This window comes from Sphingobacterium tenebrionis, from assembly GCF_037126265.1.
Taxonomy (GTDB): domain Bacteria; phylum Bacteroidota; class Bacteroidia; order Sphingobacteriales; family Sphingobacteriaceae; genus Sphingobacterium; species Sphingobacterium tenebrionis.
The window spans coordinates 1-17,095 of record NZ_JAYLLN010000035.1; the positions used below are offsets into that span (position 1 = coordinate 1).

Genomic DNA, 17,095 nt, shown 5'->3' on the forward strand with positions numbered 1-17,095 from the left:
GGCATCAACAAGGATAGTAATTTACGTTCGGCTTCTTGCAAGGGATAACTGTTTTAAAGATGCTAAACTAAGAAATTTTTAGTATTCCCCCCCAAGGATTCAGCTTGATCCTCAATAGCGAGCCTGGGGAAAAGCAATTGGATTTTTTGTCGAAGCTTTGTGATAAGTATGATATTAAGCTGGCGATCCATAATCATCCGGAGCCTTCGCATTATTGGAATCCGGATGTGATTCTGAAAGCTATTGAGGGTAAGAGTGCAAGAATTGGTGCGGCTGCAGATGTGGGGCATTGGATGCGGTCGGGTTTGGATCCGATAGCGTCTTTGAAGAAGTTGGAAGGGAAGATTTTTCATCTGCATTTTAAGGATTTGAATGAGTTTGGGAGTAAGAAAGCGCATGATGTGCATTGGGGAACGGGAAAGCTGGGTATGGAGGCTGTCCAAGCTGAATTGAAGAGACAGGGTTTTAAGGGGATGATTTCTGCGGAGTATGAGTATAACTGGAAAAACAATATGAATGATGTGAAGGTGAGCGCGGAGAATTTCAGGAAGGCTGTAGGGTTATTGGGGAGATAAGGATTCTGCGTCATTGCGAGGAGGTACGACGAAGCAATCTTTCGTTTAGTAGAAAGATTGCTTCGTTCCTCGCAATGACGCGGTTGTGCAAAGCCTATCTAAACAACTCATTGATATCCTCTTTTGTAAGGGATTTCACAAAAGATTCCTCCGTATTTATCAACGAGGTCGCTAAATATTTCTTCATGCCCTGCAAAGCCAGTATCTTTTCCTCAATACTATCCTTCGCTATAAATTTATAAATAAACACATTCTTTTTCTGGCCGATCCTATGGCTACGATCAATAGCCTGCTGTTCTACAGCTGGATTCCACCATGGATCTAAAATAAACACATAATCCGCCTCCGTTAAATTCAACCCCGTTCCACCAGCTTTAATGGAAATCAAGAAAACCTGAACATCATCCTGCTCTTTAAATTTCCGAACCGCCTCATTTCGATCACTCGTCCCCCCATCCAAATAAGCATATTTTATCTTATTCCTATCAAAATAATCCCTGAAAATCTGAAGATGCTTCACAAACTGTGAAAATATCAACACCTTATTACCTTCCTTCAGAATGGATTCCATGGTTTCAATAGCGGCATCAAATTTTCCGGAACCATCTTTATAATTCGCATCGATCATCAGTGGATGGTTTGCTAATTGCCTTAATTTGGTCAAGCCCTGCAACAACGCGATCTGTGAAGCTTTTCCCGAAAACGCCCCATCCAATAACGCATTTCTATATTCCGATTTTACCGTTTCATAGTATTCCTGTTGTTCCTCGGTCATACTGCAATAAAAGATCTGTTCGGATTTTGGGGGCAATTCCGTTGCTACCTGCGCTTTGGTCCTCCTCAAAACAAAAGGCTTGATAATAGCCTGCAATTTTTTCGCTTTGGCCTCATCCTTCTTTTTCTCAATCGCCAGCACGAATTCATTCTGAAAATAGGAAAAGCTTCCCAATAGACCTGGATTGACGAAATGCATCTGAGACCAGATATCTGCTACCGAATTCTCGATCGGTGTTCCACTCAGTGCCAATTTATTTCGGCCTTTAAAATGCTTGATCGCAGTAAAAGACTTAGACCTTGGGTTTTTTATGTTTTGACTTTCATCCAGGATGATGTAGTTGAAATAATAATTGCTAAAAAGTTCCTCATCGATCCGCGCAATGCCATAGGTACTTATCACAAGATCAAAATGTGAAAATGCAAAGCTATCTCGACTCCGAGTCCCTCCGGTATGTAACAATACCCTCAGTTTGGGAACAAATTTCTCCGCTTCCTTTTGCCAATTGAAAATCAATGAGGTAGGAACAATCAAGAGGGATGTTTTAGGAAGGTCGGTACCCACATTGGCTTCTTTCTGCTTCTGCAACATCGCTAGGGTCTGCACCGTTTTTCCCAAGCCCATATCATCTGCCAACAAACCACCAAAACGGTATTCATCCAAGAAATGAAACCAATTATAACCAGCCTTCTGGTATGGCCTCAATTCTCCTTTAAAATATGCTGGTGCAGCCTGATCAACAATTTCATCAAATTCACCGAGTTTATTGAGCTTCCGCTGAAGACTTACCTGCGTATGCTCACTAATCTCATTCAAAAGACCAATATGCGTTTTGTTCAATCGCAATTCTTCCTTATGAGCAGAAAACTGGAAGAGATGTTCGTATTGGGAGAACCATTCCTGCGGAATGATTGCTATTTCGCCATTTGGCAACTCAAATTCCTGGATTTTTTGGAGGATATGTTGCCGCAGTTGCATGAAAGGGATTTCATAATCCCCAAATCGGACAACCGCTTTAATATCAAACCAGTCATTCTTTTCCTCAATTTCAATGCTGATACTAGTTTTCCCGATCAAGAACCGCTTGTCACTTTCTGATTGAATAACCTCAAATCCTTTTTCCTGGAGTTCGGTCAAATGTTCATTGACCCATTCAATGGCCGACATCCGTATACCTAGGGCATTGCTGCTGGTAGCATAAGTACCAAATAGAGGGTCTACCTTTTCTAATCCCAAATCTGAAAGATATTTCGATCGGTTTTCCTCCCATGCCATGGATCTTTTGATACGATAAAATTGGTGTTTATCCAGTTCCCGGTTATAGACATATTTTACGGTTACAGCATGCTGACCCCCTGCGGGGAAAGTAAAATCGCCATATTGGAAGTTTAATTGGAGTTGGGTTTCCTGTTCTGGCGAATGTATGATCCTTAATTGGGGTTTCGCGTTTTCCTTATACACGATAATATCAAACCCTTCGGCATAAACATGATGCTTCTCGATCAGGGAAGTGACAAATGTTTCGAAATACCTTCTTTCGGTATTCCTAGGGATGGAAATAAAGCGTTTATTTAAAAATGGCGTTAGTTTTTTGCCTTCTAGCTCTTCATCAAAATGATATAAGGTGTTGTCCAATAATAACCAAGCCTGTTGATTGACAATGACTTCGGCGTTCTTGAACATGAATTCCATTCGGAAACCATCATATTTTAAAGTTGGAAAATAGCGAGTCTCTGTTTCATTTCTTCTAAAATGAAAGAGGATGGATGTTGGTTTTTCAGCTAATTTAAGTTCTTGTTCGGCCGGATACCCATCTTTGCTCATTAAAAATAACGGTTTATCACCAATTATTTTAAGGATGGCCAACAATCCCTTTTCAATCTTCGGGCGAATGGAATCATAGATCTGCTGGTCGAAAATCTTGCTGAAATAGGTGATTGGACGGATGGCTTTTTTATGAAATCTTTTGATGATCTGGGTCTGCTCCATTTCATCGCAGAGTTGGATCAATTTTGCATCCACTTCATCTATTGCCTTGGCATATTCATCCACCGTGTTACTAAAAACCCGTTTATAGGATAAGGAATAAGATCCATTTTGATTTAGATACACGATATGTGGTTCGATGAGGTAGCCCAGGTAAGGGTGTTTTCCCAAAGAATAAACCAAGCGATAGGGTAAAGAAGTGTCTGTCTGCTGCATGATGGATCGTTCCTTCTCGAAAAAGCTACTAATATACAGTTATTCGCGCTTTTTCGCCTCCAAATAGCAGATTAAATTATTGTGAAATATCTATTTTTCCCTGAAAGACTTGTTCCGCTGGCCCAGATAAATAAACCTGACTGAAGCTATTGCCTTCTTTGTGGAAGGAGATGTATAATTGTCCTCCTAAAACACGGATAGGGATGTTAAAATCGCCATCTTCCCCAGATTGAAGGGCAACCGACATGGCTGAAGCAACAGCACCTGTACCACAAGCATAGGTTTCATCTTCTACACCACGCTCAAATGTGCGGACAAAATAACCGTTTTCTTCTTTTTCAATAAAATTAACATTGATGCCTTCAGTTTTGTAGGTTTCATTGTTTCTGATGGCATACCCTTCTTGAAAAACATTCTTCTCTTGTAGGTTTTCGGTAAACTGAACATAATGTGGAGAACCGGTATTCATCACAAAAGCTTCACCATCCTTATGATGGTCATGGACATCAATCATTCCCAAATTCACCTGATTACCGTCAATACTGGCATCATGTTTTCCATCTACTGCCAAAAAGACAGTATTAGATCCCGCAACTCCCAGATCTCTGGCAAAGGCTACCAAACAACGTCCTCCATTGCCACACATACTCCCTTCTTTTCCGTCTGCATTGAAGTAAAGCATTTGGAAATCATAATTATTTGTGTTTTGAAGCAGCATAAGACCATCTCCGCCGATTCCAAAACGTCGATCGCAAAGTTTTTCGATCAAATCTTGGTTTTTAGCATCGAAAATTAAGTTTCTGTTGTCGATTAAGATGAAATCGTTGCCAGCACCTTGGTATTTATAAAATGAAATTTGTTGTGCCATAAGGTTGAAAATGTGCTGTAAATTTAATATTCTTGTTACAATAAACCCAGTTTTTGTTAAATCATGTTAAATGGTTGACATACATTGCTTCCATTAACATTTTTTAACTGACAAAACCAATTAAGAGAATTGTAATGGTATTACATTTGACTTAACGAAAATGAAATTATAACAAAAATAGATAAATCAACAATAGTATATGAAAAAGATAGGAGCAACATTATTGGCGGCCATTGTTGGAGGAGCTGTAGCTGTAGGGGGTTTCAAGCTTCTTGAAAAGAAACAAATGGACGGCATGACGTTCGAAGAGCGTCAGAAAGTATATTACGCAAATAATCCGGGGGAGGAAATCATGTCCTCAACTGGAAATCCAGATTTTACCCAGGCAGCAGCTGCTGTATCGCCTGGCGTAGTGCATATTCAAGTAACGGTATCAAGCCGTAACTCAGGAGGTGGCGGTGGTTCGCCATTCGATATGTTTGAAGAATTCTTCGGAGTTCCTCAGCAAAGACGTGGCCAGGGTCGCCCGATGACAGCCTCAGGTTCTGGCGTGATCATCTCTCCTGATGGATATATCGTGACAAATAACCACGTGGTAGAAGAAGCAGATAAAATTGAAGTGGTATTAACGGATAAAAGATCCTATGAGGCCAAAGTAATCGGTCGTGATCCGAATTTTGATTTGGCTTTGATCAAGGTTAATGCAACAGGATTACCAATGGTTAAATTGGGTAATTCAGATAATGTACAGATCGGAGAATGGGTGTTAGCAGTAGGGTATCCGCTTGGATTACAATCTACAGTAACTGCTGGTATCATTTCAGCAAAAGGTCGTCAGATCGGTATTTTGGGAGAATCGCAGCAACCACAGCGTCGATATGGACAAGGACAACAAGAGCAGATTATCAATACTGCAGTAGAATCCTTTTTACAGACAGATGCGGTTATCAATAAAGGTAATAGTGGCGGTGCATTGGTCAATGCGCGCGGTGAATTGATCGGTATCAATTCAGCGATTGCTTCGCCAACAGGAACTTATGCAGGATATGGATTTGCTATCCCAATCAATCTAACCAAGAAGATCGTAGATGACTTCAAAGAATTCGGAAGTGTTAAGCGTGGATATATTGGGGTAACATTCAGTGAGATGAATGCTGATGTGAGAAAGCAGTACGGAATTGATGATCTGAATGGGCTTTATGTAAGCGATGTGGTGAAAGGTGGAGCGGCGGAAGCTGCAGGCATCAAATCTGGTGATATTTTGACCAAAGTTGAAGGAAAAACCATCTATGGATCTCCAGATCTACAAGAGCATGTAGCAAGATTGCGTCCAGGCGATAAAGTTAAATTGACCTACAAGCGTGATGGTAAAGAAAAAGATGTTACGATTACTTTAAAAGGCGAAGAGGCAAATAAGTCTAAATCACAGGATGAAGAGTCTAGTGCATCAGCAACTGAAATCTTCAACAAGTTGGGAGCTAGCTTTGTCCCTGCAAATGCACAAGTTAAGAAAGAATTGGGTATTAATTCCGGTGTAGTTGTTTCTCAAGTACATAGCGGAGGTATCTTCGAATACTTCGGTGTGGAAAGAGGATTGGTTATCACCCATATTAACGGAAAAGCCGTAAATAATGTGGATGATGTGGAATCTGCATTAGGTAGTACACAGCGAAATATCGTAAGGATAAAAGGAGTTCCTGAACGAGGAAGCTCTGTTGAATTTAATGTTCCTTTGAAATATTAGGAATAGATTATAGGCGTTAGATTATAGGCGATAGATAATAGACGATAGACCTTTCCCGTCATTGCGAGGAACGAGATTCCGTCATTGCGAGGAACGAAGCAATCTTTCGATTAGTGTAAAGATTGCTTCGTTCCTCGCAATGACGGTTTTTTTATAACAGCTAATATCTAATATCTAACATCTAATATCTATAATCTATCATCTAACATCTATCATCTAATTTACTATCTTTGAAACCATGAGAATTTTAATGGTGTGCCTGGGCAATATTTGTCGTTCTCCATTGGCACATGGGATTTTAGAACATAAGGTAAAAGAGGCGGGCTTGGATTGGGAAATTGATTCTGCTGGTACAGGTGATTGGCATATTGGACATGCCCCCGATAAAAGATCGGTACAGGTTGCAAAAGACCATGGCATCGATATTTCCATGCAACGTGCGCAGTTCTTCATCCCTGATCTATTCGAAGCCTATGACCGTATTTTAGTGATGGACAGACAGAACTATAAAGATGTTATTGCCCAGACTGAAAACCAGGAGCATAGAGATAAAGTCACTCTATTTTTGGATAATGACATCGTTCCGGATCCCTATTATGATTCCAATATGTTCAAGCCGGTTTTTGACCTGATCGAAAAACGTTGCCAACAGCTGGTTGCTGAATGGCGATAATTCGATTTAACATTAGCTAAAGGTCTATAAGCGAATTAACATCAGCAAAAGGTCTAAAAGCGAATTGACATCAGCAAAAGACTATTTACAAAATGATTTCAAATGCAAGCAGCAGAAATAAATACCAAATGGAAACACCTTCAGCAAGTCATTGCTGATCGATTTGAAATGGATACGCCAGATATCAAGATCATGCTTTTTTTGATCGGGGTGCAGGAATTGGGAAAGGGACCTCAAGCCTTTTCAAAAAGAGAAAAAGAGGAATTGATGCATATCGCCAATTGCCGTTTGTTCAGTAGTTTGGGATTTTATGAACTGGAAGGATCAGATGAACAAGGTTGGCCGCATTGGAAATTGATAAAACCCATTCCAAATTATACCCTCATGGAACAAGAGATGATCATCAAATCCTTGGTTATCGACTATTTTGAAGAACAAAACATTATCTAACAAAAGAAAAGCAAAATATTATCCAAAAAATATATGAAGAGATTACTGTTTTTATGCGCATTATTCTTAGGGATTTCCTTTGCGCAGGCACAAACGCCTCAATTTTATTATGTGGAAATCAAGACCAATAAAGGCGATGCGCTTTTAAAACTCTATAATGAGACCCGAAAACATCGGGACAATTTTGTGAAATTGGTTAGGGAGGGATATTATGATTCTCTCATGTTTCACAGGGTGATCAACAACTTCATGATTCAAGGTGGAGATCCGGATTCCCGTTACGCAGCCAGCAGACAAAAACTGGGCGAAGGTGGACCAGATTATAAGATCCCTGCAGAAATCCAACCAGAATTGATCCATAAAAAAGGAACCATTGGTGCGGCGAGGGATAACAATCCAGCCAAAGAATCCGCAGCATCTCAGTTTTATCTGGTTCAGGGACGCGTATTTTCACAAACAGCCTTGGACTCCTTGGAAAAATTTAGATTAAAGGGGGTAAAACTTACGCCTTTACAACGCCAGACCTATTCCACCATTGGTGGTACGCCACATCTGGATGGAAACTATACTGTTTTTGGTGAATTATTGCGTGGTGTAGATATGGTCGACAAGGTGGCTATCGTTAAAACCGATAGTAATGATCGTCCTTTGGATGATGTTCGTTTTGCAATGCGCGTGCTGAACAAAAGAGAAGCTCAGGATCTAGAGCGCGAATTACTGGGATTGCCACCTAAAAAAGGCTTGTTCAGAAAATTATTCGGCTCCAAAGGACCTTATAAACTTCCTTAAAATAGAGATATAAACTTCCGTAAAATGAAGATATTAACCTATAATGTAAACGGTATCCGCGCAGCGCTTAAAAAAGGCTGGTTGGAATGGTTAAAACTCGAAAATCCTGATGTCATCTGTATACAGGAGATCAAAGCAAGCCCTGATCAGGTTCCAGAGGTCGTATTATTGGAGGAAATGGGCTATGAACATTACTGGTATCCAGCGCAGAAAAAAGGCTATAGTGGAACGGCCATTTTCACCAAAATAACGCCTAAGCATATTGAATATGGCTGTGGACATGAAGATTATGATTTTGAGGGAAGAGTGATCCGTGCCGATTTTGATAAAGCATCCGTGATGAGTGTTTATTTCCCATCAGGGACTACTGGAGATGTAAGACAGGATTTTAAATATAAATTCCTGGATGATTTTCAGATGTATTCGAACGATCTATTGAAAGAGAAACCAAACTTGGTGGTTTGTGGTGATTTTAATATCTGTCACCGCGCCATCGATATTCACAATCCAAAATCCAATGCCAATAGTTCGGGCTTCCTTCCTGCCGAAAGGGAATGGATGGAAAACTTTATCAATTCGGGATATATAGATTCCTTCAGGCACCTGAATCCTGATCCGCATCACTATACCTGGTGGTCTTATCGTGCGGGAGCCAGAGGTAAAAACCTGGGCTGGCGCATCGATTACAATATGGTCTCCAATGGCCTAAAAGATAATATCGTTTCTTCTAGAATCCTTCCATCTGCGGTTCATTCCGACCATTGCCCGGTGGAATTGGTATTGGCTTAATCATATTCCCGAAGAGCGGAATCCAAAAGATATTTAAACAGACCTCAGGGTCTGTTTTTTTGTTTTTAAGGATTTTTCTCGTTAAATTAGTTTTTATGAACAAATCCTTCATCCTGATTTGCTTAGGGTTAGCCGTATTTCTGCTGCTGCTATCAGGCTTCCAATTATACGCCCAGTATAAAGGAGGTGAAGGTTTTTCATTTTCTGATTTTCTTGTCCCCAGCTCGCTGCTGCTCTCTTGTATTGTTTTTATCAATCTCTGGAGAACCTATAAGCAGCAATCTGCTGGTTAAGCTATGCTTTTCTAAAAATCAACCCTAAATTTTATTCATGAAAAAGCCAATTTTAGTCATAAAATTTGGTTCGGCTTCCATTACCAATCAAGGTGAGGTGGATGATCGGATCGTGTTGGAGATTGCCCGACAATGTGCGCAACTTCAATCAACCTATAATATTGTTTTAGTTTCTTCGGGTGCGGTTGCTGCCGGCAAACGATTTATTCCGAAATATACCGGCGCTTTGTCGCAGCGGAAAGCCGCAGCAGCCATTGGAAACCCCTTATTGGTCATGACCTATGCCTCCTTTTTTCGTCCTTATAAAATAGCTTTGGCACAGAGTCTATGCGAAAGACATCATTTTTCCAATCGCAGTCAATTCCTGCAATTGAAAAGTACCTACGAAACCCTATGGAAAAACAATGTCATCCCCATCGCCAACGAAAACGATGTGGTGAGCAATAAGGAATTGAAATTCTCCGACAATGATGAATTGGCTACCCTTATCGCAGTAGGATTTGGGGCAGAGAAACTGCTTTTCAGCACTTCCGTACCAGGGGTTCTGAATGAAAGGGGAGAGGTTATCCCGCAGATTGATAAGATTGATCGTTCGATTTTGGCTCTGCCGAGCAAGGGAGTTTCTGATGTCGGTTTGGGTGGTATGGTATCCAAACTGAACTTTTCCCGAATGGCTACGCAGATGGGAATTGAAGTGGTTATTTTTTCCATGGAATCGGAGAATGGGCTGCTTAAGGCCGTTCGAGGCGAAAACGGTACAGTATGCTTGCCCCAGAAAAAACAATTATCCTCCAAGAAAAAATGGTTGGCAAGTGGGAGTTTGATTTCGGGTTTGATTCAGGTAGATGATGGCGCTATTGAAGCGATCCTGAAAAGGAAAAGTTTATTGGCTGTTGGGATTAAGAAGGTTGTTCAGGATTTTGTAGTAGGGGAAGTTTTTCAGATTATGGATGAACAGCAGGTGGTACATGCGGTCGGAAAATCCAGAATTGATTCTGTTAGCCTGATGCATGGATTGAAATCAAGGGAGGGACTTCGGAATCTGGAAATTGCTCATGCAGACGATATCGTCCTGTTATAGGCAGCAAAAGTTTATGTCAAAAAGAAGAAAGATGAAAAACTTAGAAAAAGAAGATAAAGTAGGAATACAAGCGGAACTGGAACAGGCTAGGCAAGCTAAATGCACCATGGCCAGCATGTCAAATGCCGATAGACAAGAGGTTTTGAAAAAAATTGCTTCAAGTCTTTTAATAAACAAGCAGCGGATCATCCAGGAAAATCAGAAGGACTTGGTAAAATTGGATGATAAAGATCCAAAGCGCGATAGGTTATTATTGGATGAGGCCAGAATAGAACAGATGGCAAGTAGCGTTTTGGAAGTGTCGGAATTGGAGGATCCAACAGGTCAGCTGCTCTTGGAAAGGGAGCTTCCGAATGGATTGTTGATCCGTAAAGAAACAGTTGCCCTTGGGGTCATCGCGGTCATCTATGAGTCCAGGCCAAATGTGACCATTGATGTGGCCAGTCTTTGTTTGAGGTCTGCGAATGTCTGTTTATTGCGAGGAGGCTCAGATGCTTGGTACAGTAATTCCTGTTTGGTTGAAATCCTTAAGGAGGTTCTGGTCTCTGTTGGTTGTAATCCCCATCTTGTTCAATTGCTTCCCGTAGAGCGAGAACATGTGGATGAGCTGTTGCATGCTCGTTTCTATGTCGATCTGATTATCCCAAGAGGGTCGCAAAGTCTTATCAATTATGTAAGGGAGCATGCTAAGGTCCCTGTGATTGAAACCGGAGCAGGCGTATGCCATACCTACGTGGATAAAACAGCTGATCTGAACATGGCTGCCAATATCATTGCCAATGCCAAAATCTCAAGGCCTTCCGTATGCAATGCCCTGGATACCATTTTAGTCGATGCGCTCGTCTTGAATGGCTTACTGGAACGCTTGGTTCCAAAATTTGAAAGCGCGAAGGTCGAAGTACTGGCAGATGAAATATCCTATCCAGTTTGGCAATCCTTTGCCTACCAGCACCTAGGAAGAGCCACGGAAGACGATTTTGGTCGAGAATTTCTTGATCTGATCTGTTCCATGAAAGTAGTGAATGGGCTTGAAGAGGCATTAGACCATATTGCACATTATTCTTCCAAGCATTCGGAATGCATTGTCTCCCAAAATCCCAAAAATATTGCGACATTTATGAAGATGGTCGATGCAGCAGCAGTATATGCCAACGCTTCCACGAGATTTACCGATGGAGGAGTGTTCGGTTTAGGGGCAGAAATTGGCATTTCTACGCAGAAGCTGCATGCTAGGGGACCATTTGCACTGGAAAAACTAGTATGTGAAAAATGGTTTATTAATGGAGATGGACAAATTAGATAATTATGGGAATACGATATGAAAAGGATACGATCCTGAATTGGATCAATGAGATGGGTAAATTTTTACGCTTATTGGTAGAAAAGAATGAGCAATTGCAAATCTTAACGACAGATGAGTTCAACCAAGAAGGATATTTGCATTTTTTTAATAAGGATAGGGCATTTTTTATAGAAAATGACCTTAAATCCTTAACGGATTTTGTTGCTGGCTTGGAGATCGAACAGATTAGACCCCTTGCGCAGCTATTAATGTATGATGGTTTGATGTCTGATGATCAGTATCTCTTGAAAAAATCAAAATTTTTATTCGAATTGAACATGAAAAAGTCGGGAGCTTTTTCATTTGATGATTATAATTATTTAAGCCTTATCGAGAATCGATTGAAATAAGTTGTTTTAACACCGATTGGAATAACCTCGAGGAATCGAGGTTATTTTTTTGGTTTGGGTTTCATAGTTCTCTAAAATTTTGAATGAATATTATTCAATTAAGCCAATTATTTTACAATTAGAAAGAGTTTGAATAATTTTTTTATCAATATACTGTCAAAATTTTAAAGAAATTAATAAAGAAACCCAATTAAAACTAAGTTTTTAATAAAAAAGTGAGAAAATATTAAAAGTTACAATGAAGTGTTAAGCTTTTGTTAAAAAAATATTATATGTTTGAATTGTGGAAATTATGCTAATTATGATAGTTCAGGTCTAACCAGCCGGAACTAACCAAAAAAGCAATTATTTAACAAACTCAAACAATTATTTATGAAACAAAATTTACTCAGTTTTATTCTGCTGTGTGCCCTATTTATAGGTGTTGCTCATGCGCAGAATCGTCAGGTGACTGGTCGAGTTTCTTCACAAACCACAGGAGAAAACTTGCCAGGGGCAACTGTTAAAGTTGTCGGGACTTCCATCTCCACACAGACGGATGGTGCCGGAAATTACAGTATTTCTGCGCCTGCGAATGGATCACTAACCATCACTAACGTTGGTTTCACTTCGCAAACAGTTCAAATCAACAATCGCTCTGTTGTAAATGTCGTATTGGCAGAAGATGAAACTTCATTGGACGAGGTAATCGTTGTTGCCTATGGTACGGTGAAAAAATCAGACTTTACAGGTTCTGCAACTCAAATTGGTGAGAAAGAATTGGATAAAAGACCTCTTTCGAACCCATTAGTTGCTTTGCAAGGTGCTGGACCAGGTATCCAAACAAGTGCACCAGGTGGTGCTCCAGGATCATCTCCAACCATCAGAATCCGTGGTATTGGTTCCTACTCAGCAGGATCAGGCGCACTTATCGTAGTGGATGGAGTTCCTTACGATGGCGGAATGTCCAATATCAACCCATCTGATGTAGAATCTATTACCGTGTTGAAAGATGCAGCCACCATCGCCATGTACGGATCTCGTGGTGCAAATGGTGTAATTATGGTTACCACTAGAAAAGGTAAAGCAGGAAGTCCTACTTTGCAAGCTTCTGCCCAATTTGGTTATAACCAAAATGGTGTACCTAATTACAATACCGTTTCTGCAGGGGAGTATTATGAGTTGATGTGGCAAGCTTACACCAATAACATGATCTATGGCGAGGCAAAACTTCCTGTGGATATTGCTCGTCAGATTGGTTCTGGTCTTTTGCCAAGAAATGCAGCTGGAAACCAGGTGTATAATGGAAAAGCCTACCAAGATATCGTTCAATTTTTAGGAAATTACAATGCTTATGATATTCCTAATAATGAATTGGTGAGTGTAGATGGTATATTCAACCCTAATGCTAAATTCAAATATTCTGATTACAAAACTTGGGAAGAGGAATCCACTAGGAACGGGAAAAGAACGGAGTATAATGTAAATTATTCAGGTTCTTCAAATAATACCGATTTCTTTGCTTCAGCGAACTATTTGAAGGATAATGGTTGGTCATACAGATCTTCCAAAGAAAGGTTTTTGGGTCGTTTAAACTTAAACTCTCAAATCAAGAGTTGGTTGAAAACCGGAATGAATTTATCTGCGGGTTCTCATACAGATAATAACGCATCTAGTGGTGATGGTATCAATAACCCTTTCTATTTCAGTAGAGGTATTGCGCCAATTTATCCTGTATACTTAAGAGATCCTCAAACAGGTAATCTTATCTTGGATGCAAATGGAGAAAAACGTTACGATTATGGAAATTTTGTTGCTGACTATGGGTTAAACCGGATTTTCAATAGTGGTCGTCATGCGTTGGCAGAAACCATGATGAACAATGACTTCGGTAATCGTGAATTCATTAATGCAAGAGCTTATTTAGATATTAATTTCTTGCCTTGGTTAACATTGAGCACAACTTTTAGTCCTGATTTTACAAATACTAGAGGAGAGAGCTATGAAAACACTGAGGTTGGTGATGGAGCTCCAGCTGGTCGTTATAGCCAAGGCTGGACGAGATCCTATTCGTATACCTTCAACCAAATCTTAAGAGCTAACAATACTTTTGGATTGCACAATCTAGAGACATTATTAGGTCATGAGGTTTATTCATACAAATACGAATCTATCGATGGTATGAGAACTGGACAAGGTTTCGATGGAATGCACGTATTCAGTAACTTTGTGGATATTGCTTCTTTGACTTCTGGTAAAACAGAAAGTACAATGGAAAGTTATTTCGCACGCGCAAACTATAATTACAATAGCCGTTATTATTTAAGCGCTATGATCAGAAGAGATGGTAACTCTAAATTCCATTCAGATTTAAGATGGAACAATTTCTGGTCTATTGGTGGTGCTTGGCGTTTAGACCAAGAGGCTTTCTTCCAAAATGAAAACATTAATTTATTGAAATTAAGAGCATCATATGGTGTGTTAGGTAATGCTGATGTAGGTTACTATCCTTATCAAGCTACTTATGGTCTTTATAACAATGCATCAGAATCTGGTTCAGCAATGACTTCACTTGGTAGTAGTGCCCTAACCTGGGAAACTCAAAAACCATTTGATATCGGAGTGGATTTTGCGTTCTTGGACAATAGAATCAATGGTACTTTAGAATATTACCACAGAAACTCTGATGGGTTATTATTCAGTGTTCCTCAACCTTATCATAATGGTGGTACTACTGGAGGTTCATTTGCTATCAACCAAAACGTTGGGGCAGCAACGAACAAAGGTATCGAGTTGTCTGTAAATGGTCAATTGATCAGAAAAGAAAACTTCAACTGGACGCTAGGAATCAACCTAACTACGATTAAAAATGAAATGACCAAAATGCCGTTAGAAACTCCAGAAATTGTTGATGGAGCCTACAAACGTTCAGTTGGCCATTCTATGTATGATTTTTGGTTGAGAACATATTATGGAGTAGATCCTGATAATGGTAATGCCTTGTATTTGGGCTTGGCGGAGAATGCTACTTTTGATCCAAAATACCACAAAGTGATTGATCGTGGAAATGGCGTTATGGATACAGTAACCTCAGATCACGGTACCGCAAGGTTATCCTACGTTGGAAAAAGTGCAATAGCTCCAGTTTATGGAAGTATTGTGAACACCTTCAACTATAAAGATTTTGAATTTGGATTTGTATTGACTTATGGTCTTGGTGGTTATGCCTACGATGGCCAATACGCAGGGTTAATGAGTGCAGGTCCTACAAATGGTGCGAATTTACATGAAGACTTATTAGGTGCTTGGAAAAACCCTGGAGATGTATCGCTTATTCCTGCGATGAATACATCTAGGACTGGTCAAACAAGCGCTTTATCGGATCGTTGGTTAAGAAAGAGATCCTATTTGAATATTAGCTCGATCAATTTAGCATACACAATACCATCTCAGTATGTTTCTCGTATAGGCGTAAAAAATGCGCGCTTATATGCAAGTGCAGAGAACCTTTATTTCTGGTCGGCGAAAAAAGGATTTAACCCGGTAGGAGCTTTTACAGGTAATACTGGAAACAGTACCTATACGCATGCAAGAACAATTAACTTTGGTGTTAACTTTGGATTCTAAGATTATGTTTTTTAAGAAGATTTTTAATAAAAAGACTGTTTTTGCAGCTACTGCAATGGCAGCCCTATTGATAAGTGGTTGTAAAAAAGATTTTTTACAAAAAGACCCTACAGGTAGTATAGGCCCAACCATCATTTTTTCCACAACGAAAAATGCACTTACTGCCATTAATGGTATGCACCGTTATATGTATTCACAATGGCACAGCAATCAGGCGGCCGGTGGTCAAAGTGGAAACATGATCTATACAGAAGTGTTAGGTGATGATTTTGTGATGACCGGTGCTGCAAACGGCTGGTTCAACAGTGAATATAAGTGGAATAGCCATAGAAACGAGACGGCAAGCATTCTGTTGTTCAATTATGGTTTCTACTATGCATTAATTGGTAATGCGAATGAAATCATTGCGAACATTGATGCTGCAGAAGGTCCACAAGAAGAAAAGGATTTTATCAAGGGTCAGGCATTGACTTACCGTGCATGGAGTTATTACCAAATGGTACAACTTTTTGGTAAACGATATGTAAAAGGCGGAGATAACTCTTCTATGGGTATGTCTTTGGTATTGGAAAAGACCGAAGGTGCTGTTCCTAGAAATACCGTAGAGGAAACTTATGACCAAATCAATAAGGATTTGGATGCAGCAATTGAGTTGTTCAAAACGGCAACTCCAAGACCTAATGTTTCCCATTTAAATAGCAATGTGGCAAAAGGAATTAAAGCGCGTGTAGCTTTGACCCAGCAAAATTACGATATCGCTGCTGCAATGGCTAAGGAAGCACGTCAAGGATATACCTTGATGACAGCTGCACAATACTTGAATAATTTTGTGGATGTAAATAATCCAGAATGGATTTGGGGTATTGAACACCGTGAAGATCAACCATTGTATTTCTATTCCTTCTATGCGTATGTAGGTAATTTTAGTTCTACCAATACCAGAGGTAATCCAAAAGCAATTAACTCTTTGCTTTATGATAAGATCTCAGCAACAGATATCCGTAAAAAGCTTTGGGATCCAACGGCAAAAGAGGCAGGTTTCCCAGTGGCTTCTGGCGGTGTAAGACAACCTTATATGACCAGAAAATTCACTTTGCCAAACCCTGGAAACAGTAACGGCGATTTGATGTTCATGCGTGCTGCTGAAATGTACCTTATCGAAGCAGAAGCTTTGGCTAGAACTGCAGGTAGAGAAGCAGAAGCTAAGCAAGTATTGTTTGATCTCGTAAAAACTAGAGATGCGGCTTACACATTATCGACAAACACAGGTGCGGCTTTGATTGAGGAAATCTTAGTACAAAGACGTGTGGAGTTATGGGCTGAAGGTTTCCGTTTTTACGATTTGAAACGTTTGAATTTACCATTGGACAGAAATGGATCAAACCATAACGCAACTTTGGCAGATGTAATGAGTGTTCCTGCTGGAGATAAAAGATGGGAATTCTTAATTCCAAGATCAGAATTGAACAGAACTTTAGGAGTAGTCGTTCAGAATCCTTTGTAAGAAGGATTATTATAAAAGCCCTGTAGAATCATCTACAGGGCTTTTTTTATTTCA

General features: G+C 40.0%; 13 protein-coding genes. 11 read left to right on the forward strand and 2 right to left on the reverse strand.

The window, feature by feature from the left end; all coding sequences use genetic code 11:
* The first annotated feature begins 104 nt into the window (after window positions 1–104).
* Window positions 105–575: a sugar phosphate isomerase/epimerase family protein gene (locus VJ786_RS12960; protein ID WP_336557837.1), complete on the forward strand. Its 471-nt coding sequence runs from the start codon at window positions 105–107 to the stop codon at window positions 573–575.
* A gap of 94 nt (window positions 576–669) precedes the next feature.
* Here the strand turns inward: VJ786_RS12960 and VJ786_RS12965 are convergent, their stop codons facing one another.
* Window positions 670–3,552 (reverse strand): DEAD/DEAH box helicase, encoded by a 2,883-nt coding sequence (locus VJ786_RS12965; RefSeq protein ID WP_336557838.1) that lies wholly within the window; start codon window positions 3,550–3,552, stop codon window positions 670–672.
* A 76-nt stretch (window positions 3,553–3,628) separates the two neighbouring features.
* Window positions 3,629–4,420, reverse strand: a complete 792-nt coding sequence (gene dapF, locus VJ786_RS12970) for a diaminopimelate epimerase (protein WP_336557839.1) — start codon at window positions 4,418–4,420, stop codon at window positions 3,629–3,631.
* A 199-nt stretch (window positions 4,421–4,619) separates the two neighbouring features.
* Here dapF and VJ786_RS12975 point away from each other — a divergent pair, with 199 nt between their 5' ends.
* The 10 genes from VJ786_RS12975 (at window position 4,620) to VJ786_RS13020 (ending at window position 17,041) form a co-directional block, all read left to right on the forward strand.
* Window positions 4,620–6,164, forward strand: a complete 1,545-nt coding sequence (locus VJ786_RS12975) for a Do family serine endopeptidase (protein ID WP_099367794.1) — start codon at window positions 4,620–4,622, stop codon at window positions 6,162–6,164.
* Window positions 6,165–6,402: 238 nt separating this feature from the next.
* Complete coding sequence (locus VJ786_RS12980; RefSeq protein ID WP_099367793.1) at window positions 6,403–6,837, forward strand: low molecular weight protein-tyrosine-phosphatase; 435 nt, start codon at window positions 6,403–6,405, stop codon at window positions 6,835–6,837.
* A gap of 102 nt (window positions 6,838–6,939) precedes the next feature.
* Complete coding sequence (locus VJ786_RS12985) at window positions 6,940–7,287, forward strand: hypothetical protein (RefSeq protein ID WP_336557840.1); 348 nt, start codon at window positions 6,940–6,942, stop codon at window positions 7,285–7,287.
* Window positions 7,288–7,320: 33 nt separating this feature from the next.
* Entirely contained in the window at window positions 7,321–8,076 is a 756-nt protein-coding gene (locus VJ786_RS12990) for a peptidylprolyl isomerase (protein WP_336557841.1), read from the forward strand.
* Window positions 8,077–8,100: 24 nt separating this feature from the next.
* A complete protein-coding gene (locus VJ786_RS12995) occupies window positions 8,101–8,865 on the forward strand; it encodes an exodeoxyribonuclease III (protein WP_336557842.1) in 765 nt (254 codons plus the stop codon).
* Window positions 8,866–9,195: 330 nt separating this feature from the next.
* Window positions 9,196–10,239 (forward strand): glutamate 5-kinase, encoded by a 1,044-nt coding sequence (gene proB, locus VJ786_RS13000; protein WP_336557843.1) that lies wholly within the window; start codon window positions 9,196–9,198, stop codon window positions 10,237–10,239.
* 31 nt (window positions 10,240–10,270) lie between these two features.
* Window positions 10,271–11,542 carry a glutamate-5-semialdehyde dehydrogenase gene (locus VJ786_RS13005; RefSeq protein ID WP_336557844.1) on the forward strand — a complete coding sequence of 424 codons (1,272 nt, stop codon included), beginning with the start codon at window positions 10,271–10,273 and terminating at the stop codon, window positions 11,540–11,542.
* A gap of 2 nt (window positions 11,543–11,544) precedes the next feature.
* On the forward strand, window positions 11,545–11,931 hold the full coding sequence (locus VJ786_RS13010; RefSeq protein WP_336557845.1) for a hypothetical protein: 387 nt from the start codon (window positions 11,545–11,547) through the stop codon (window positions 11,929–11,931).
* Between the two features lie 372 nt (window positions 11,932–12,303).
* Window positions 12,304–15,537, forward strand: coding sequence for a SusC/RagA family TonB-linked outer membrane protein (locus VJ786_RS13015; RefSeq protein ID WP_336557846.1), 3,234 nt, complete (start codon window positions 12,304–12,306; stop codon window positions 15,535–15,537).
* On the forward strand, window positions 15,497–17,041 hold the full coding sequence (locus VJ786_RS13020) for a RagB/SusD family nutrient uptake outer membrane protein (RefSeq protein ID WP_336557847.1): 1,545 nt from the start codon (window positions 15,497–15,499) through the stop codon (window positions 17,039–17,041). The genes VJ786_RS13015 and VJ786_RS13020 overlap by 41 nt, the downstream gene beginning before the upstream one ends.
* Window positions 17,042–17,095 lie beyond the last annotated feature (54 nt).